The sequence below is a fragment of the Ochrobactrum vermis genome, from assembly GCF_002975205.1.
GTDB lineage: Bacteria > Pseudomonadota > Alphaproteobacteria > Rhizobiales > Rhizobiaceae > Brucella > Brucella vermis.
The window spans coordinates 1,998,063-2,018,175 of sequence record NZ_PCOC01000001.1 but is presented as its reverse complement, the minus strand read 5'-3'; the positions used below and the strand labels follow the sequence as shown (position 1 = coordinate 2,018,175).

The following is a 20,113-nucleotide window of genomic DNA, read 5'->3' as shown; positions in this document are numbered from 1 at the left end:
AACATGATCTTTTACAGCACGGCTTTTCTCTGCTTAGCTTTAGTTGCATTCTCAACAGAACCAAACCAGTGAGAATTGTGTAAATGGCAGTAAAATCATTCGTTTGCGGCGTGCGAAACGGGTGGAGGCGAGTTGTGAGCCAACCTGCCCCCCATTTCAGAACGCCCGGCTTGCTATTTGTCGGTTTGGCGCTGCTTGTGCCAGGCACGACGTTCCAGGCGCGTGCAGACTCGCTCAATATCGTGCCGGTAGCGGCAGTAAAGGCGATAGCCAGCGATTATCAGCCGAAATTGACTTTGTCCGGTGCGATTGCAGCCCGATCGCTTGTCAATGTATCGTTTCGTCTGAATGGTCAGGTTGTGCAGCGTCAGGTCGAAATCGGCCAGCACGTGGAAAAGGGGCAGCCCCTCGCTAGCATCGACGATGTTGAACAGCAGGCCAATCTACGTGTTGCGCAGGCCACGAAAGATGCTGCGCAGGCGCAGCTCGTGCAGGCGCAAGCCAATTTTGCGAGACAGAAGGCTTTGCTGGCGCAAGGCTTCACGACACGCAGCACCTATGATCAAGCAAACCAGAATCTGCAGACGACGCAAAGCGCCCTTGCCAGCGCGGAAAGCCAGCTTAACGATGCGCGCGACCAACTGTCCTACACGCAATTGCAGGCGCCCGTTTCCGGCGTGATTACCGCGCGCAATGTCGAGGCGGGTCAGGTCGTACAGGCCGCACAGACGGCGTTCTCGATTGCTGAGGACGGGCCGCGTGACGCGGTCTTCGATGTGCAGGAAACGCTGGTCAATCATGCCAAGATCGGGATGGGCGTAACGATTGCACTTCTGTCCGATGCTTCGGTGAGCGCAGAAGGCAAGATCCGCGAAATTTCTCCGGTGGTCGATGCGCAGACCGGAACCGTGCGGGTGAAAGTCGGAATAGCGCAAACGCCACCCCAGATGGCACTTGGAGCCACGGTGACCGGTACGGTTCATATGGACACTGTGAAAGTCGTGGTTCTGCCGTGGAGCGCAATGACTTCGGATGCCGGGCGCACGGCCGTCTGGAGGCTCTCGAAGGATTCCAAGGTGGCAACACTGGTCCCGATCAAGGTACTCGCCTACGAGAAAGGCCGGTTGCTCGTCGAGGGCGGACTGCAGGAAGGCGAGCTGATCGTCACGAAGGGCGCGCAGATGTTGCGTTCCGGCGAGCCGGCCGAAGTCGTGCAGGAACAGGAAGGACTAGTTGCGCAATGAAAACGGCAATCCAGTTTCCTGCGATCCGGTCAATGGGATACCTTGCCTTGTTAGGCGCAGCGGTTGTGCTCAGCGCTTGTGGCAAGGAAGAAGAAAAGCAAACGGATGCGGACGTTGTGCGCCCCGTTCTTTACATGGTGGTCGAACCCAAGCCCGTAACGCAGACAGGCTTCGCTGGCACGATTGAGCCGCGTTACTCCACCGATCTTGCATTCCGTGTGCTCGGGAGGATTATCAATCGGCCTGTGCAGGTGGGGGATCTCGTGAAGAAAGACGAGATGGTGGCCATGGTCGACCCTTCCAATCTCGATCTTGCGGTTCAGTCGGCAAAGGCAGATCTGGCAAGCGCCGAAGCCCAATTTGCCAACGCCTCGGCGAGCGAGGAACGCCAGCGTATCCTGCTCAAGGGCAACAATGTCTCGCAAGCTGATTATGATGCTGCAAGGCAGGCGCGGGACAGCGCCGAGGCGGGGCTTGAAAAGGCTCGGGCCGGGTTGAAAAAAGCGCAGGACCAGCGCAGCTATGCCGTGCTGCGCCCCGATTACGATGGCGTCATCTCGGCAACGGATGCGGAAGTCGGACAGGTGGTTGCCGCCGGTCAGACCGTTATGACGGTCGCGCGCCCCGATATTCGCGAGGCGGTGCTCGATATTCCAGACAGCATGACGCAGTATTTCGTGCAGGGTACGTCATTCAATGTGCAGCTTCAGGCCGATCCCACTGTCACCGGGCAGGGAACGGTGCGCGAGGTCGCCCCACAGGCGGATGCGCAGACGCGCACACGCCGGGTACGTATTGCCCTCGAAAATCCACCGGAAGGTTTTCGCCTCGGTGCAACGATCCGGGCGGCGATGGCTGCACCCGAACAGAATCTCGTGACGATGCCGATACAGGCCTTGCTCGATGAAAATGGCAAGACAAGTATCTGGATCATCGATCCGCATAAACAGACGGTCTCCCTTCATGACGTGCAGGTGACTGAGCGGCACGGCAACAGTTTCGTTGCCGGTGGCGTGGACATCGGAAGCTATGTTGCGATTGCCGGTGTGAACGAGCTGAAAGAAGGACAGCAAGTCCGCCTGAACGAGAAAGGAACCGGCCTGTGAAGAAGGGATTCAATCTGTCTGACTGGGCTCTGAATCACCGGTCTCTGGTCTGGTATTTCATGCTCGTCTTTCTGGTGGCGGGCCTGATTTCCTATATTGACCTTGGACGTGAGGAAGATCCGGAATTTACCGTCAAAACGATGGTCGTTCAGGCCAACTGGCCGGGTGCTTCCGTCGAGGAAACGCTCAACCAGGTTACGGACCGGCTGGAAAAGAAGCTCGAAGAGCTGGATACGCTCGATTACACGCGCAGCATAACCACAGCGGGCAAGTCGGTGGTATTCGTATTTCTTAAAGATACGACACGTGCCGAGCAGGTCAAAAAGTCATGGACCGAAGTACGCCACCTTCTGAACGATATTCAGAACACGCTGCCGCAGGGCGTTCTCGGACCATATTTCAACGACCAGTTCGGTGATGTTTACGGCAATGTCTATGCGTTCACATCGGACGGACTGTCGATGCGGCAGTTGCGGGACTACGCCGAAAGCACGCGGACGAAAATTCTGACATTGCCCAATGCGGGCAAAGTCGAACTGATCGGTGCGCAGGACGAGGCGATCTATCTGGAATTCTCGACGCGCCAGATTGCGGCGCTTGGGCTGGATCAGCAGGCAATCCTGCAAGCCTTGCAGGATCAGAACGCAATCACGCCTTCGGGTGTGGTTGAAGCCGGTCCGGAGCGCATCAGCGTGCGCGTCAGCGGGCAATTCAACTCGGAAGCCGATCTGCGTGCGGTAAATCTGCGCGTCAATGATCGTTTCTTCCGCCTTTCCGACGTGGCAACGATCGCACGTGGTTATGTCGACCCGCCGACATCCATTTTCCGGGTCAACGGACAGGATGCCATCGGCCTCGGCATCGGCATGAAACCCAATGGCAATCTGCTTGAATTTGGTGCAGCGCTTGACAAGATGATGAGCCAAGTGACGGCAGAACTTCCCGTCGGTGTCCAGGTATTCAAGGTTGCCGATCAGCCGCAGGTCGTTACCGATGCCGTTTCGGGCTTTACCAAAGCGCTGTTTGAAGCGGTTGTTATTGTCCTCGCCGTGAGCTTTGTCAGCCTCGGGGTGCGAGCGGGCTTTGTTGTCTCTCTTTCGATACCGCTGGTTTTGGCTATCACCTTCCTGGCGATGTCGTTGATGGATATTTCGCTGCAACGCGTGTCGCTTGGGGCGCTTATTATTGCGCTGGGACTACTGGTCGATGACGCGATGATCGCGGTTGAAATGATGGTAGCCCGGCTGGAAATGGGTGACCCCATCAACAAGGCCGCAACCTACGTGTATTCGCATACGGCCTTTCCGATGCTGACGGGCACGCTCGTCACCATCGCCGGGTTTATCCCGATTGGTCTGAACAATAGTCAGGCCGGTGAATACACGTTCACATTGTTCGTGGTGATTGCAGTTTCACTGATTGTTTCATGGATCGTGGCGGTTCTGTTTGCACCGTTGCTGGGTGTCACTTTCCTGCCGAAGAAAATGAAGGCACATGAGGAGAAGCATAGTCGCTTCTTCAACATGTTCTCGCAGGTTCTGCTCGCATCCATGCGGCATAAATGGATCACGATCATTACGACGATCGCGCTTTTCCTAGTGTCGGTTTTCGGCATGGGTTTCATCGAACGGCAGTTCTTCCCGCAATCGGACCGCCCGGAACTGGTGCTTGACTGGACGTTGCCGCAAAACAGCTCCATCACCGATACCAAAGCCCAGATGGAAAAGTTCGAAGCAACAATGCTCAAGGATAATCCCGACGTGGATCACTGGAGCACCTATATCGGGGAAGGCGCTATCCGCTTTATTCTTTCCTTCGACGTGCAACCTGCAAATCCCTATTTCGGGCAGATGGTGGTCGTTGCGAAGGATCTTGAAGCGCGCGACAGGCTCAAGCAGAAATTCAACGAGGTTCTACGCAAGGATTATGTCGGTACTGACGTCTATGTGAAATATCTGGAGCTTGGACCGCCAGTTGGCCGTCCGGTGCAGTATCGTATCTCGGGGCCGGATATCCAGAAGCTGCGCGGTGTCGCGCAGGACTTTGCCGGCATTCTCAGTTCCGATAAGCGGCTTGGGGTTGTGAGCTACAACTGGAACGAACCAGGCCGGGTTATCCGCGTTGATGTCATGCAGGACAAGGCGAGGAAGCTTGGCATTTCCTCCAAGGATATTGCGACGACCCTCAACGGTATCGTCGGTGGGATCACGATCACCCAGGTGCGGGATTCGATCTATCTGATCGACGTCATCGCGCGGGCGCAAAAGCAGGAGCGGGACTCGATCGATACGCTGCAAAGTCTGCAGATCGCAACCGGTAACGGGACCTCGGTGCCCTTGGCGGCGATCGCCAATTTCCGGTATGAGCTGGAGCAGCCGGTTATCTATCGTCGTTCGCGTACTCCGACGATCACGGTTGCCGCCGGGATCATCGACAAGACGATGCCGGACACGATCGTCAAGGATCTGGCGCCTGCCATCAAGACTTTCGCCGACAAGCTGCCATCGGGATATTATATCCAGACAGCAGGCACGGTCGAGGAGAGCGGCAAGAGCCAGGGGCCGATTGCTGCCGTGGTGCCTCTGATGCTGTTCGTCATGGCTACGATCCTGATGATCCAGCTGCAAAGCTTCCAGCGCTTGTTCCTTGTCGTCGCCGTGGCACCGCTTGGCCTGATCGGTGTCGTTGCAGCGTTGCTGCCAAGCGGCAAGCCGCTCGGTTTCGTGGCGATCCTCGGCGTGCTGGCGCTGGTCGGCATTCTCATCCGAAACTCGGTCATCCTGATCGTGCAGGTCGAGGAACATATCACGGAGGGCATGCATCCATGGGATGCAGTGACACAGGCCAGCCAGCACCGAATGCGACCCATTGCGCTGACGGCGGCTGCGGCAAGTCTGGCGCTGATCCCGATTGCGCGTGAAGTGTTCTGGGGGCCGATGGCCTATGCCATGATGGGCGGCATCATAGCGGGCACGGCAATAACGCTTCTCTTCCTGCCAGCGCTTTATGTTGCCTGGTTCCGGATCAAGGAGCCGGAGCATAGTGCGGACGAGCCGCCAGCCGAGGCGCATCCGGCTCCGCAATCACATTAAGCTAAAAAGGCCGTTTATAGAGCGCCGATCTGTTTGAAACAGTTCGGCGCTTTATTTTTTTGTATCGACGCGCATCTGATCCGAAAACCGCTTCACACTTTTCGGGACGCGCTTGAATACTGGCCTTTTTTCATAAGATTGTCACTTGCCATTGGTTCTATATCGGTTCTATTATGCAAGGCATGAATAGAACCACATTGATCACGGCCATCGAAGAGCGCGGTTTGCACGATCCGCAGCTCACGGGTCCGCTTTACCGGAACCTTGCGCGTATTCTCGGTGAACTGATCGAGGAAGGGCAACTTGCGCCTGCTGTGGGGTTGCCGCCGGAGCGCGATCTGGCGGAACAGCTTGGCGTTGGCCGGATCACTGTTCGCAATGCCTATAAGGAGCTACTGACACAAGGCGCAGTAGAGGCGCGGCGTGGCAGTGGCACCTTTGTCGCTGAACGCCCGGCGCGTATCAGCCAGCACCTCTGGCGTTTGACTTCGTTTTCCGAGGACATGCTGTCACGCGGCAAGGAGCCGGGCGCGCGCGTTGTCACCAACAGGGTCGACAGACCGTCGCCAGATGAAGCTTTTCGACTTGGCATCGGCGTTGATACGACAATCGTCCGGCTCGACCGTCTGCGCCTTGCCGATGGTGTGCCGATGGCCTTCGAGCGCGCTGTGGTTCCACGCTATTATCTGGATAAGGACCGTGTCGATGAAACCTCGCTTTATGGCGCATTGGCGCGGCGCGGCCACAAGCCGGTTCGCGCCTTGCAGCGCCTGACAGCAGTTACGCTCGATCCGGGCACGGCACGCCTGCTTGGTGTGCACCGGGGAGCGCCTGCGCTTCTGATCGAGCGCGTCTCGCATCTCGAAGACGACCGGATCGTCGAATATACCCGTTCGCATTATCGCGCCGATGCCTATGACTTCGTCGCGGAACTGAAAATTGGAGAATGACCATGAATACCCCTTCCTCCCTGATGTTGCAGGAAACCGAACAGTCGCCCGCCGTCGTCGCCGGTCTGCTTGAGAAGGAGGCAGGTACCTTTGCGGAAATCGCACGCATTTTCCAGAAGAGCGAACCTGCCGTCATCACTACCGCCGCGCGTGGCTCGTCCGATCATGCTGCGACATTCTTCAAATATCTGACGGAAATCACGATGGGTATTCCCGTCGCTTCTATCGGGCCTTCGGTGGCCTCGGTCTATGGTTCCAAGCTAAAGCTCAAGAATGGATTGCACTTCACGGTGTCGCAATCCGGCGCCAGTCCTGACATTGTCGCGGCGCAGGACGCTGCCAAAAAGGGTGGCGCAACGACAATTGCCGTCGTGAACGTCGTCGATAGTCCGTTGGGCAACGCCGCCGACATCGTACTGGCGCTCAATGCCGGCGAAGAAAAGAGCGTCGCTGCGACTAAGTCGTTCATTGCTGCGGTTGCTGCATTGTCGGGCGTGGTTGCGTCGGCCAGTGGTGACGCAAGCCTGCAGGCCGGGCTGCAACGCTTGCCGGAAGCCTTGGCTGCCACACGGCCCGATGGTCGCGAAGCCGTTGAAAATCTCCTTTTCAATGCCCGCTCGCTTTATACGGGCGGTCGCGGCACGGCCTTTGCAATCGCTTTGGAAGCTGCTCTGAAGGCCAAGGAAACTGCCAATATCCATGCAGAGGCTTTCTCTCTGGCAGAACTCATGCATGGTCCGATGCGTCTGGTCGAGGAAGGTTTCCCGATCATTTCCTTCCTGCCGCGTGATGAAGCCTTCGACACCAACATGCAGGCCCTGAAGCGGCTGCACTCGTTTGGAGCGAGCATCGTTACACTGTCCGATGTCGAGACGCCCGGCTTCCGGCTACCGTCGGCAAGCACGGGTAATGCGCATCTCGATCCGCTCGTTTCGCTCATCAACTATTACCGCGTTATTGAAGCGGTCACGCGCCGTAAGGGATTCGATCCCGACAAGCCGCGCAATCTCAACAAGGTTACGGTGACGGTATGACCAAAAAATCGGCAATCGTGGGCGCGCGCATTTTCGACGGCGAGCGCTTTCATGATCAAAGCGCACTGGTGTTCAGCGACGGCAAGATTGAAGCCATCGTGCCGGAAGCCTCTCTTGGTGAGGCACATGATGTTGAGCGATTGAACGGCGGCGTTCTGGCCCCCGGCTTCATCGATGCACAGGTCAATGGCGGCGGCGGGCGTATGCTCAACGATCAGCCGACGCCCGAGACCATGTTCACGATTGCCAGGGGGCATCGCAAATACGGAACGACCAGCCTTCTGCCGACCTTGATCACCGATACGACACCGGTCCGCGACCGTGCCATCGAAGCGGCGATTGAAGCAGTCAAGGCCGACAAGGGCGTTGCCGGTCTTCATCTGGAAGGGCCGCATCTGGCACCGGCCCGCAAAGGTGCCCATCTGGCGGAACTGATGCGTCCCGTCAATGATGCCGATATTGCGCTTTATATCCATACCGCGAAGCAGATCAGCACCTTGCTGGTCACGTTTGCTGCCGAGCAGGTCACACCTGAGCAGGTGCGTCGGCTGAGCGACGCGGGTGTCGTGGTCAGCATCGGTCATAGCGATACAACGGCTGAAGAGGCGTTCAAGCGCTTCGATGCCGGTGCACGCAGTGTCACCCATCTCTTCAACGCCATGAGCCAGATCGGCCATCGCGCGCCAGGTCTGGCAGGAGCTGCGCTCGACCATCCAGATATCTGGTGCGGGATCGTTGCCGACGGTCATCATGTCGATCCGATGGCGCTGCGACTTGCCCTGCGGGCCAAGCGTGGCGATGCCCATCTGTTCTTCGTGACGGATGCCATGGCTTTGGTCGGTTCGGATTCCGAAAGCTTCGAAATTAACGGGCGTGCTGTCCGTCGTGTGCCCGGTGGCATCTGTTCGAAGCTGGTGCTGGCGGATGGCACCATTGCCGGCTCCGATCTCGACATGGCGTCGGCGGTGCGTTTCGGCGTGGCTGAACTGGAGCTGACGCTGGCCGAGGCACTGCGCATGGCGAGCCATTATCCGGCACGCTATCTGCGTCTCAATGATCGCGGCACGTTGCGCCCCGGCATGCGGATGGATGCTGTCTATCTTGATGGCGACTTGTTTGCGAAAGCCACATGGCTTTCCGGTGAAAAACAGATTGCGGGGTAAGGGCGATGACGGAAATCACTGATCGCTATTTCGATGACCTTATCGCAAGGCTCACCGGTCTGCGTGACCGCCTCGCTGAGCCAATGGCCAAAGCCGCCGGGCTTATTGCCGCTGCAGCCAAGGCAGATCGTCGGGTCTACGTGTTTGGCACCGGCCATTCGCATATGATGGCGGAAGAGCTGCACTATCGCGCAGGTGGGCTGGCGATCACAGTGCCGATCCTCTGTGGAGCAATCATGCTGCAGGATGGGGCAGTGGCAAGTTCGCACTTCGAGCGGATCGAAGGGGCCGTGCTGCCAATTCTCGAACGCTATGGCATTCGCGAAGGCGACGTGTTGATCGTCGTTTCAAATTCTGGTGTGAATGCCGCTCCCATCGAAGCGGCGCGCTACGCAAGGGAGAAGGGGGCTGCGGTCGTGGTGGTCACTTCCGTTACCTATTCCAACGCAATTGCCAAGGGTCGTACACAGCTGCTTTCCCTGGCGGATGTCGTGCTGGATAATGACGCGCCCGCGGGCGACGCGGTACTGGAAGTGGAAGGCAGCGCATTGAAGGTCGGCCCGGTTTCGACAGCGCTGGGCGTGACGATCCTCAACGCAATTTTTGCCGATGTGGCGGCAAGGCTGGTGGGCGAGGGGGACGCGCCGATCTATCTCAGCGCTAACATGCCGGGCTCCAGTGAGGTAAACCGGGAACTTGTTGCCCGGTATCGTGATCGCAATCCTCACCTTTGATCAAATTAGGGCAATCTTTCCTCCAAAGTTGCTTGATAGCGCAATCCGGTCAGTGCATTACGCATTCTGGCATGGCGGAGGCTGCATCGTGAACTAGTTTCAAGGCGCGCGCTTAGGCTTGCGCCTTGGAAAATTTGAGGAAGTCCGATGCATAATTTTGTCCTGACCGTCACCTGCAAGTCCACTCGCGGTATCGTTGCCGCCATTTCGGGCTATCTTGCGGGCAAGGGTTGCAACATCATCGACAGCGCCCAGTTCGACGATCTGGACACCGGTCGCTTCTTCATGCGCGTCAGCTTCATTTCGGAAGAGGGCGTGGCTCTCGAAGCCCTCAACGAAGGCTTCAAGCCTGTCGCAGCGCCGTTCGAAATGAATTTCGATTTCCACGACAACGCGTCACGAACCAAGACGTTGCTGATGGTCTCGCGCTTCGGTCATTGCCTGAACGATCTGCTCTATCGCTGGAAAATCGGCGCCCTGCCAATCGATATTGTTGGTGTCGTGTCGAACCACTTCGATTATCAGAAGGTGGTCGTGAACCACGACATTCCCTTCCATCATGTGGCGGTTACCAAGGCCAACAAGCCGGAAGCCGAACAGCGCCTCATGGATATCGTCAATGACACCGGCACTGAGCTTGTCGTTCTGGCGCGCTACATGCAGGTTCTGTCCGATCAGCTTTGCAAGAAGATGTCTGGCAAGATCATCAACATCCACCACTCCTTCCTGCCGTCCTTCAAGGGTGCAAACCCTTACAAGCAGGCCTATGAGCGCGGTGTAAAGCTGATCGGTGCCACGGCGCATTATGTCACCGCCGATCTCGATGAAGGTCCGATCATCGAACAGGATGTCGCGCGTATCACCCACGCGCAGAGTGCAGCCGATTATGTGTCGATTGGCCGTGATGTTGAAGCGCAGGTTCTGGCACGCGCCGTTCACGCGCATATTCATCACCGTTCGTTCCTCAACGGTAATCGCACAGTCGTATTCCCGGCATCGCCCGGGTCGTTCGCCTCCGAACGTATGGGCTGATATTGCCGCTCTGACGGCCTGCAAATCGCGTCTTTTTGCGCTTCCGGTTCACGTACTCAAGTACGCTGCGCGCCGGTTCTCAAAAGCCACGATTTTCGGCTCGCCATAACGATAATCTCGCTAATCGCAAATGTTAAGATAATAAAAAAACCCCGCTGAAAAGCGGGGTTTTCTTTTGATCTGAAATCAGATCGATTAGTCGATGTCGAAGGAAACGCCCTGAGCGAGCGGCAGAGCCTTCGAATAGTTCACGGTATTGGTTGCGCGGCGCATGTAGCCCTTCCACGCATCCGAACCCGATTCACGGCCGCCGCCGGTTTCCTTTTCGCCGCCGAATGCGCCGCCGATTTCAGCACCCGAAGTACCGATATTGACGTTTGCAATGCCGCAATCCGAACCTTCAACCGAAAGGAAGCGCTCTGCTTCCTGCAGGTTGAGCGTGAAGATCGACGAGGACAGGCCTGCGCCAACTTCGTTATGGCTCGCCAGCACGTCGTCGAAGTCGGAATATTTCATGACGTAAAGGATCGGTGCGAAGGTTTCTTCGAGAACCGGGCCTTCCTGCTTTGGCATTTCGACGATAGCCGGACGCACATAGTAAGCGTTTTCATGGCCAGCATCGACGCGGTCGCCGCCCTGTACCTTACCGCCGTGAGCAGCTGCTTCCTTCAGTGCCTTCTGCATGTTGTCGAAAGCAACCTTGTCGATCAATGGACCAACAAGAGCTGTGGTTTCGAGCGGCGAACCAACAGTAACGCTGGCATATGCCTTCTGCAGACGTGGAACGAGTGCGTCGTAAACGCTTTCATGCACAAAGAGACGACGCAGCGTGGTGCAGCGCTGACCAGCAGTGCCCATTGCGCCGAAAGCGATTGCGCGCAGCGCCATGTCGAGATCGGCCGACGGGCAGACGATACCGGCATTGTTGCCGCCGAGTTCGAGGATTGCACGCGCAAAACGCTTTGCAAGACGCGGACCAACTTCGCGGCCCATGCGGGTCGAACCGGTTGCCGAAACAACTGGAACTTTCGGGCTGTCAACGAGAACTTCACCAACCGTACGGTCGCCGAGCAGAAGCAGCGCAATACCTTCTGGCGCTTCGCCGAAACGCTTGAGCGCGCGCTTGAAGATGGCGTCGCAGGCAAGAGCGGTCAGCAAGGTCTTTTCAGAAGGCTTCCAGACAACCGAGTTGCCGCAAACGATTGCAAGAGCAGCATTCCACGACCAGACAGCAACTGGGAAATTGAAGGCCGAGATAACGCCGACGACGCCAAGCGGATGCCAGGTTTCCATCATGCGATGGCCAGCGCGTTCGGTTGCGATGGTGAGACCGTAGAGCTGACGCGACAGACCGACTGCGAAATCGCAGATGTCGATCATTTCCTGCACTTCGCCGAGGCCTTCCGAAGGGATCTTGCCAGCTTCGAGCGAAACGAGACGGCCAAGATCTTCTTTGGAGGCGCGCAGTTCTTCACCGAGAAGACGGATCAGTTCGCCACGCTTTGGAGCTGGAACAGTGCGCCATGCACGGAAAGCTTCGTCAGCCTTGTCGATGATCTTGACTGCATCTTCCTTGCTGTGGGTCTTGACTGCAGCGATCTGTTCACCGGAGACCGGGCTGAAGCCAGCGAGGTCGCCCGACGTGTAAAGGGCTGCGTCAACGCCAAGCTTCGAAAGCAGCTCTGCGGCTTCTTTTTTCACGTCGAGATTTTTTACAGCGGTGTTCATAGTTATCCTCTCTGTATTTCTTTGACTTTATTCCGCCGCTTCGAGGCCCTTTAGGCCTATCTGAGCGGCTTCGATGGATTCGCGCTCGATACGGGCATAATGCTCGAATTCATTGAGCACTTTCGCGCCCAGATCATCCTCGAAACGCTTCTGGTTGGGGCTTTCGACAAAATCCTGTGTTTCGTCGTCGCCCAGATTGGACTGGAATATACCGGCTGCGCTAACCGGCAGGAAGTCTTCATAGATAATTGGATCGAACTGAACTGCACCAGCTTCAATCAGAACCTCGATATCGGTACCCGGCTTGAAAGCTTCAAGCTTTGCGGCGTCCTTGACCGAATAGGCGAAATAGCCGAGGCCTTCTTCACGCACACCTGCCCATGTGTCAGGGAACGCGGCAAAGGTGTCGCTCAGAGCCTTCACATATTCAGCCGAGTTTGAACCACCCGGAGCAGGGCGGGCAACTGCGCGAGTGTCGTTGAGCAGCTTGTCGTAAAGCGCACGGCCCTTTGGTGTGAGAGCAACGCCACGCTGTTCGATTTCACCGAAACGGGCAGTGTGGGAGCCTGGGGTCCAGGTGCCGTCTGCGTTTACGAACGAAACCTCTTCTTCCAGTGCCTTGAACGAGGTCTGGCGCAGAAGGATCGGGCATTTGCGGGTCGGCGGACCTTCGACAACAGCCTTCGGGTTGATGCCGCGATCTGGCATCTGAACCTGCACGGCGTCGATATCGAGCGTGCGCGGTGTCAGATGGTTGATGTGCGGACCCTTGAAGGAAACGACGTCGGCGATCAGGCGATGCGCATCGTGGAGGCGATGATAAAGCTCTGCGCTGACATTGGCATGATCGTGCCAGCGGAAAGTTTCCAGCACTTCAACGACAAAGGCTTTTGCGTCATCGTCGTTGAGGCCGCCTTCGGCTTCAGCCTTCTCGACGAGTGCGATGGCTCCAGCGGTGAAGATGTTGCGCTTGGCCAGAACCTCTTCCGATTCTGCGCGCAATTTCTCGTCGGCAATCAGATCAAGGCGTAGCAACGAGGTGAAGACGCGGAACGGATTGTGCTTCAGGGCGGCGTCGTCGATCGGACGGAAAGCGGTGGAGTGAACGGGAACGCCAGCAGCGCTTAGATCGTAATAACCGACCGGGAACATGCCCATGACTTCGAAGACACGGCGCATCATGGAAAGCTCGGCAGGCGTGCCGAGACGGATGGCGCCATGACGTTCTTCGGAAATGCGTTCGAGCGAATCTGTTTCTGTCAGACGCTCATGCAGATGGCTGTCGTCAGCCAGAACCTTCGCATTCACATCGGCGACGAGTTCCATCAGGGTGCCGTAAGCGGGTACTTCCTGTTTGTACATGGCTGACATCGCTGCCGAGAAGGCGGAGCGAATGGCGTCCGGCGAAACGAATTTCTGGTCTTTCATGGCGAAAATTTCCGTCGAGTGGGGCATCTTCGGGTGATGCATGCCGTACTTGGGAGGAACATGCATGGATTATGATGAAAATGTATCATATCAGCCGTTTTGCCGTTATGATCGCGACGAACGCAACTATGTTAATGCGAGAATGGAATGAAGCTGAGCAGAAGACTGATCCCGGACATCGCCACGCTGCAGGCATTTGAGTGTGCTGCCCGCCACGGGAGCTTCACTCAGGCGGCCAATGAACTGAACCTCACCCAGAGCGCGGTCAGCCGTCAGATCAAGGATCTTGAAAGTCAGCTCGGCGTGCTTCTGTTCGAGCGCATTCGTCAGCGTATTCTTCTGTCCGATGCAGGGCGCAAATTTTTGCCGGAAGTGCGGCGTCTTCTCAACCAGACTGAGGATACGATGCTGCGCGCCATGGCTTCGGCGCAATCCACATCGTCGTTCAGCGTGGCGACCTTGCCGACATTCGGCACGCGCTGGCTGATGCCTCGGATTTCCGATTTTATCGAAAAGCACCCCGGCATCGCGATCAATGTCGCATCGCGCTCCGGTGTCTTCGATTTCGAGGAACAGCCCTTCGATCTCGCCATTCATTATGGCCAGCCGGTATGGGCACACGCGACTTGCACCTTTTTGTGCAGTGAAGTGATTGTTCCTGTTGCAAGCCCGAGCCTGTTGAAGGCGCGTCATCCGGCCAACCCGGAAGACCTTGAAAACGAGCCCTTGCTGCATCTCGCGACACGGCCCAAAATGTGGGCGCAATGGTTCGAAAGCTGCGGTGTCGAGGGGCGGTCGGCTTATCGTGGGCACCGATTTGACCAGTTCTCGATGGTCATCGGCGCCGCATTGGCCGGTCTGGGTTTTGCGCTTCTGCCGCTTTATCTGATCGAGCAGGAGTTGCTCAGCGGTGAGCTTCTCATGCTTTTTGAGAAGCCGATGCGAACCGAGAATGAATATTATCTCGTCGTGCCGGAAGGAAAACTGGAAAACCCGTTGACGCAAGTGTTCTGTCAGTGGATCGCCGGGCAGGTAGGGAATACAGATTATTCGCCGCTGGTTCATTCCAAACCGGAATGAATTGTTGCGCAAATAACGCTGTCCAACCGGCTTTCGCGGCGTGAAATAGAAACAGTCGGGCAGGGTGCCCGTATTCCACTCTATAAAATGGTTGCTCTCTATGCTGAACGATCCGCGCTCCCATGGTCTTTGGGAAAAGACCGCTCCTGCCGCTCCAAAGACGACTGCGCTGCAAGGTGATCTGACCGCGGATGTGGTAATCGTGGGTGGTGGCTTTACAGGTCTTTCGACGGCTCTGCATCTGGCCGAGAAAGGCACGCGCGCCATCGTTCTGGAAGGCATCGAAATCGGCTATGGCGGTTCGGGCCGCAACGTCGGTCTGGTGAATGCGGGCATGTGGGTCATGCCGGACGATCTGCCCGGCGTACTCGGCGAAAAATACGGCGCGCGTCTGCTCGATGTTTTGGGCAACGGCCCGAAGCTGGTTTTTGAAATCATCGAGAAGCACAAAATTGCCTGCGAAGTCGAGAAGCAGGGTACGCTGCATTGCGCCGTTGGCAAAAAGGGTCTCAAGGAACTGGAAGACCGCCATGAGCAGTGGGCGCGCCGTGGCGCAAATGTAAAGCTGCTCGATGCGAAAGAAACCGAAGCCAAGGTAGGCACCAGGGCCTATTCCGGATCGCTGCTTGACCTGCGTGCCGGTACGATCCAGCCGCTGGCTTATGTGCGTGGGCTAGCCCATGCTGCCATTGCTGCCGGTGCGACTGTGTTTACCGGAAGCCCGGTGATTGGCGCCGAGGAAAAGAACGGCAAATGGGTGGTCAAGACCGCCAAGGGTTCAGTGACGGCCAACTGGGTGGTCGTGGCGACAAATGCCTATACCAATGCACCATGGGCGGAAGTGCGCGCCGAACTGGTTCACCTGCCTTATTTCAACATGGCGACGAAGCCACTTTCCGATAATCTGAAGAAGAGCATTCTGCCCGAACGCCAGGGTGTATGGGATACGAAGGAAGTCCTTTCGTCTTTCCGTTTTGATCAACAGGGCCGTCTGGTGTTCGGCAGCGTCGGTGCGCTGCGCAATACGGGCGCTGCCGTGCACAAGGCATGGGCAAAGAAGTCGTTGAAGCGCCTCTTCCCGCAGATCGGCGAAGTCGAATTCGAGTCGGAATGGTATGGCAAGATCGGCATGACTGATGACAGTCTGCCGAAATTCCATCGCCTTGCCCGCAATGTGGTTGGGTTCTCCGGCTACAACGGCCGCGGTATCGCGCCGGGAACGGTCTTTGGAAGACTGCTATCGCAGCTCGTTTCCGGTGAGATCAAGGAAGACGATCTGCCGTTGCCGGTCAGCGATCCGAAAGAGCAGAATTTCCGTGGCTTGCGCGAAGTCTATTACGAGGCCGGTGCACAGGTTGCGCATGTCGCCGAGATCGTTATGTGATTTGCTCGCCATTTTACCGGGAATGGGGTCGCGGTTGTCATAAAACCGCATTGCAATTCCTCTAATGCCATCCGCATCTTCTCCATGCCGGGAGATGCGGATGGCTGTTCGGCAAAACATTCAATGCCTTACAAGCCTTCCGATGGATATGATTCCGCTGGAAGGCTTTTGCTTTTCCGGCTTCACGTTGCAGGATGTTTGACAGGTGCACCATGAATGGAAATGATCGTGCCTATCGCCATAACAGTATCTGCGCGCTATCACTTCGCACGCGGCAGGGCTGTGTCGGCATCGCTGGCCATGCTGGCGAGCATTACACCGAAATTCGAGGAGCAAACCCCATGAACAAGATGCTGAAGCGGGCCGTTGCCGTACCGGCCCTTCTTGCTCTATCCATCGCTGTGGCACAGGCCGATACGCTGACGCTCTATACCTCGCAGCCCGAAGCGGATGCGACCAAGACCGTCGAGGCTTTCCGTAAGGCCAATCCAGACACGGAAGTGCAGATTTTCCGCTCCGGCACCAGCGAACTCCTCACCAAGCTTGCCGCTGAATTTTCCGCCGGTGCGCCGCAGCCAGATGTGCTGCTGATCGCCGATGCGGTGACCATGGAAGGGCTGAAGAAGGACAAGCGCCTGCTCGCCTATCCGGAAGCCAAGGTCGATGGTTTTGCCGCCGACGCCTATGACGCCGACAAGACCTATTTCGGCTCGAAGCTGATCACCACCGGCATCGCCTATAACACCGGTGCTGCACAGAAGCCTGAACACTGGGCTGATCTCGCCAAGGCCGACTATAAGGGCCAGGTCGTCATGCCAAGCCCGCTTTATTCGGGTGCTGCGGCCTATCTCCTGAGCGGTTTCGCGCTCAACAAGGATCTCAGCTGGGATTATTTCAAGAACCTCAAGACCAACGAACTGGCAAGCGTCAAGGGCAATGGCGCCGTATTGAAGTCGGTTGCGAGCGGCGAAAAGCCATACGGCATTCTCGTTGACTTCATGGCGCTCAATGCCAAGGCCAAGGGTTCGCCGATCGAGTTCGTCTTCCCGTCGGAAGGCGTGCCTGCCGTGACCGAGCCGGTCGCGATCATGGCCACCGCCAAGAATGTCGATGGTGCCAAGAAGTTCGTTGATTTCATCCTGTCGGATGATGGCCAGAAGCTGGCACTTGAGCAGGGCTATCTGCCTGCCAAGGAAGGCGTCGGTCGCCCTGCATGGCTACCGGAGGGCACCAAGATCAACATCATGTCTATCGACACCCAGAAGGTTCTCGATCAGACTGATGCCGACAAGAAGCAGTTCTCCGAGCTGTTTGGCGGATAAGGCATTTCGATGCGTATCATGAAAGACCTTCAGGGCCGCGATGCGGCCCTGATTGTTGGCGTAACACTAATCGTGGCGGTTCTGTCGCTTCTGCCGATGGGCAGGTTGCTGGTGGAACTTGTTGCGCCGCAGGGGCAGTTTTCGACATCCGTTCTGGTTGATACGCTGGGCAGCCGGTCTACGTGGGTTGCGACATGGCACTCCCTGCAAATCGGCATTGGCGGCACGGTGCTGGCACTTGCCTTTGGCATTGCCGCTGCCTTGCTGGTGGGTCTCACCAATATGCGTGGGCGCAATGTCTTCGTACTTTTTTATGTCACCCCGCTGCTGATCGCCCCGCAGGTAACAGCACTGGCCTGGCTGCAGCTATTCGGGCCTTCGAGCCAGTTCCTCAAGATCATCGGGATGGCCCCGCCGCTTGGCAGCCGTAATCCGCTCTATTCCGTCTGGGGCATTATCTTTCTGCTCGGCGTGCAATATGGGCCGCTGGTCTTTCTGATCGTGCGGGCTGGCCTGCGCAAGCTTCCGCGCGAGCTGGTGGAAGCGGGCCTGAGTGCCGGTGCCAGTAAATGGATCGTTCTGCGCACCATCATCCTGCCGCTGATGACGCCGTCGATCATCGGTGCTGCGGCATTGGCTTTCGTGTCGTGTGTCGGCAATTTCGGCATCCCCGCCTTTCTCGGCATTCCGTCGAATTATCTCGTCCTGCCGACGCTGATCTATCAGCGTCTTGCCGGTGGCGGCCCATCGGTTCTGTCGAGTGTCGCCGTTCTGTCGGTGCTGATCGGGCTGATTGCCATGGCGGGCATCGCAGCGCAGGACTATGCGTCGCGCAGGCGCGATTTCCGCATTGTCTCCACATCGCTGCCAGCGGCACCTTTTGCGCTTGGACGCTGGCGTCTTCTGGCGGAAGCTGCGGCATGGCTGATGATCGTCATCGTGCTGCTGCTGCCGTTGATCGGGCTGACGCTTTCGGCCCTTGTTCCGGCCTATGGTGTGCCGCTTACATTTGCGACGGCAACGCTTGAAAATTTCCGCTTTGTCATGCTTGAACACGGCGGTTCAGCCCGCGCTTTTGGCAACAGTATTCTGCTGTCGGTGGTGACGGCGGGTTTTGCTGTGCTGATTGCCGTGCCGCTTGCCTATATGCTGGCCTGGCGCAAACGGCGCTGGACGCCGATCCTCAACTTTGCAGCCGAGATGCCCTATGCGCTTCCGGGCGTCGTGCTGGCCATTGCCTGCCTGCTGATGTTCCTGAAGCCGCTGCCGGTTGTCGGTGTCAGCCTCTACAACACGCTCTGGATCATCCTCTTTGCCTATCTGGCGCGCTTCTTCGTTCTGGCGCTGCGGCCAACGGTTGCTGGTCTTCACCAGATCGATCGCGCGCTGGAAGAAGCCGCGCGAGTTGCAGGCGCGGGGCTTTTCTATCGCCTGCGCACTATTATATTTCCTCTTGTCGCACCGGCGACGCTTGCAGGCGGCGTGCTCATTTTCATGACCGCATTCTGTGAGCTGACGGTTTCGGCGCTTCTCTGGGCGTCGGGATCGGAAACGCTGGGCGTGGTGATGTTTTCTTTCGAACAGGCGGGTGATTCCGCCTATGCGGCTGCCATATCCATTCTGGCCGTTGCGGTGACATTCATGCTGATGCTTGCAACAAATCTGTTTGCGCGGCGTCTTCCAAACGGGGTGCTGCCATGGCGCGACTGAAAATCGACCAGGTATCCAAGACGTTCAACGGGTTTCAGGCCCTGTCCGGCGTGTCTCTCGATGTGAAAGACGGCGAGTTTGTTGCCATTCTAGGTCCTTCCGGTTGTGGCAAGACCACGCTGCTGCGCATGATTGCGGGCTTCGAGGAAGTTGATGGCGGCGAAATCCATATTGGCGACAGCTGCGTCTCCCATGCAGGCGGTAACGTTCCCCCGGAAAAGCGGCAGGTCGGCATCGTTTTCCAGAATTATGCGCTCTGGCCGCATATGACCGTGGCGGAAAATGTCGGCTATAGTCTGCGCGTGGCCAAGGTCGCCAAAGCCGAGCGGGAACGCCGGGTGCATGAAGCGCTTGCGCTGGTTGATCTCGACGGTTTCGGTGATCGTCGCCCCGCCAATCTTTCCGGCGGACAACGCCAGCGCGTTGCGCTCGCCCGCTGTCTGGTGGCAGCGCCGTCGCTGGTGCTGTTCGATGAGCCGCTCGCCAATCTCGACGTGCATCTGCGCGCCTCGATGGAAGACGAGTTCGCCGCCTTCCACAAGCGCACCGGTACCACGATCATCTACATCACCCATGATCAGGCGGAAGCCATGGCGCTGGCCGACCGCATCGCGGTGCTGGATCACGGCAAGCTCCAGCAGTTCGATACGCCGCGCAAACTTTATGAAGAACCCGCCAGCGAAATGGTGGCCTCCTTCATTGCGCACGGCATGGTTCTGCCTGCCGAAGTGGTGTCTTTTGCGCAAGCGGGACATTGCGAAGCGCTGGTGCTGGGCAGCCGTGCGCAGGTGCGGTGTTCGGGCATTGAAATGCCGCGCGCCAATGCGCAGCTCTGCGTTCGGGCAGAAGATCTCGTATTGACCGAAACCGGTGGCATTCTGGTCCGCGTGAAGCGTTCGGTCTATCGCGGTGGTGGTTCGCGCATTGAGGTATCACCGCTGACAAAGCCGGATATTCACCTGCATTTTGAAGTGCGCGATCCGGTGCGGCTGGAAGAAGGCGATGAGGTTCGTGTTGCCGTTCGCGGTGGCTGGATCATTCCCACCGATGATATGCCGGTGAGAAAAGTCTCAACCGGCTTTCCGATCGGCAACAAGATATAAAAT

The 20,113-nt window shown here is 57.4% G+C and carries 16 protein-coding genes; 14 read left to right on the top strand and 2 right to left on the bottom strand.

Features of this window, described 5'->3' with window-relative positions:
- The first annotated feature begins 83 nt into the window (after window positions 1–83).
- The 8 genes from CQZ93_RS09975 to purU all read left to right on the top strand — a co-directional run bounded on the left by CQZ93_RS09975 (window position 84) and on the right by purU (window position 10,355).
- Window positions 84–1,244, top strand: a complete 1,161-nt coding sequence (locus CQZ93_RS09975; protein WP_422616084.1) for an efflux RND transporter periplasmic adaptor subunit — start codon at window positions 84–86, stop codon at window positions 1,242–1,244.
- Window positions 1,241–2,350 carry an efflux RND transporter periplasmic adaptor subunit gene (locus CQZ93_RS09970; RefSeq protein WP_105542423.1) on the top strand — a complete coding sequence of 370 codons (1,110 nt, stop codon included), beginning with the start codon at window positions 1,241–1,243 and terminating at the stop codon, window positions 2,348–2,350. The genes CQZ93_RS09975 and CQZ93_RS09970 overlap by 4 nt, the downstream gene beginning before the upstream one ends.
- The gene (locus CQZ93_RS09965) at window positions 2,347–5,442 is read left to right on the top strand and encodes an efflux RND transporter permease subunit (RefSeq protein ID WP_105542422.1); all 3,096 of its coding nucleotides are present in this window, start codon (window positions 2,347–2,349) and stop codon (window positions 5,440–5,442) included. Before CQZ93_RS09970 ends, CQZ93_RS09965 begins: the two co-directional genes overlap by 4 nt.
- 182 nt (window positions 5,443–5,624) lie before the next feature.
- Entirely contained in the window at window positions 5,625–6,392 is a 768-nt protein-coding gene (locus tag CQZ93_RS09960; RefSeq protein WP_105542421.1) for a GntR family transcriptional regulator, read from the top strand.
- A gap of 2 nt (window positions 6,393–6,394) precedes the next feature.
- Entirely contained in the window at window positions 6,395–7,426 is a 1,032-nt protein-coding gene (locus tag CQZ93_RS09955; protein ID WP_105542420.1) for an SIS domain-containing protein, read from the top strand.
- On the top strand, window positions 7,423–8,589 hold the full coding sequence (nagA, locus tag CQZ93_RS09950) for an N-acetylglucosamine-6-phosphate deacetylase (RefSeq protein WP_105542419.1): 1,167 nt from the start codon (window positions 7,423–7,425) through the stop codon (window positions 8,587–8,589). The genes CQZ93_RS09955 and nagA overlap by 4 nt, the downstream gene beginning before the upstream one ends.
- Before the next feature lie 5 nt (window positions 8,590–8,594).
- Window positions 8,595–9,323 (top strand): SIS domain-containing protein, encoded by a 729-nt coding sequence (locus tag CQZ93_RS09945; RefSeq protein WP_105542418.1) that lies wholly within the window; start codon window positions 8,595–8,597, stop codon window positions 9,321–9,323.
- A 147-nt stretch (window positions 9,324–9,470) separates the two neighbouring features.
- Window positions 9,471–10,355, top strand: a complete 885-nt coding sequence (gene purU / locus CQZ93_RS09940; RefSeq protein WP_105542417.1) for a formyltetrahydrofolate deformylase — start codon at window positions 9,471–9,473, stop codon at window positions 10,353–10,355.
- 195 nt (window positions 10,356–10,550) lie between these two features.
- Here purU and amaB read toward each other — a convergent pair whose 3' ends face one another.
- Together amaB and hglS are read right to left on the bottom strand one after the other, a co-directional pair.
- On the bottom strand, window positions 10,551–12,083 hold the full coding sequence (gene amaB, locus CQZ93_RS09930) for an L-piperidine-6-carboxylate dehydrogenase (protein ID WP_105542416.1): 1,533 nt from the start codon (window positions 12,081–12,083) through the stop codon (window positions 10,551–10,553).
- Between the two features lie 27 nt (window positions 12,084–12,110).
- On the bottom strand, window positions 12,111–13,511 hold the full coding sequence (gene hglS / locus CQZ93_RS09925; protein ID WP_105542415.1) for a 2-oxoadipate dioxygenase/decarboxylase HglS: 1,401 nt from the start codon (window positions 13,509–13,511) through the stop codon (window positions 12,111–12,113).
- A 147-nt stretch (window positions 13,512–13,658) separates the two neighbouring features.
- On the opposite strand from hglS, the gene CQZ93_RS09915 reads away from it, so the two are divergent.
- The 6 genes from CQZ93_RS09915 (at window position 13,659) to CQZ93_RS09895 (ending at window position 20,110) form a co-directional block, all read left to right on the top strand.
- Window positions 13,659–14,591, top strand: a complete 933-nt coding sequence (locus tag CQZ93_RS09915) for a LysR family transcriptional regulator (RefSeq protein ID WP_105542414.1) — start codon at window positions 13,659–13,661, stop codon at window positions 14,589–14,591.
- Between the two features lie 100 nt (window positions 14,592–14,691).
- Window positions 14,692–15,975, top strand: coding sequence for an NAD(P)/FAD-dependent oxidoreductase (locus CQZ93_RS09910; RefSeq protein WP_105542413.1), 1,284 nt, complete (start codon window positions 14,692–14,694; stop codon window positions 15,973–15,975).
- 216 nt (window positions 15,976–16,191) lie between these two features.
- Window positions 16,192–16,320, top strand: coding sequence for a hypothetical protein (locus CQZ93_RS26890; protein WP_286152958.1), 129 nt, complete (start codon window positions 16,192–16,194; stop codon window positions 16,318–16,320).
- A complete protein-coding gene (locus CQZ93_RS09905; RefSeq protein WP_105543259.1) occupies window positions 16,317–17,297 on the top strand; it encodes an ABC transporter substrate-binding protein in 981 nt (326 codons plus the stop codon). The genes CQZ93_RS26890 and CQZ93_RS09905 overlap by 4 nt, the downstream gene beginning before the upstream one ends.
- A gap of 9 nt (window positions 17,298–17,306) precedes the next feature.
- Window positions 17,307–19,007, top strand: a complete 1,701-nt coding sequence (locus CQZ93_RS09900) for an ABC transporter permease (protein WP_105542412.1) — start codon at window positions 17,307–17,309, stop codon at window positions 19,005–19,007.
- On the top strand, window positions 18,995–20,110 hold the full coding sequence (locus CQZ93_RS09895; protein WP_105542411.1) for an ABC transporter ATP-binding protein: 1,116 nt from the start codon (window positions 18,995–18,997) through the stop codon (window positions 20,108–20,110). The genes CQZ93_RS09900 and CQZ93_RS09895 overlap by 13 nt, the downstream gene beginning before the upstream one ends.
- The last annotated feature ends 3 nt before the right edge of the window (window positions 20,111–20,113 follow it).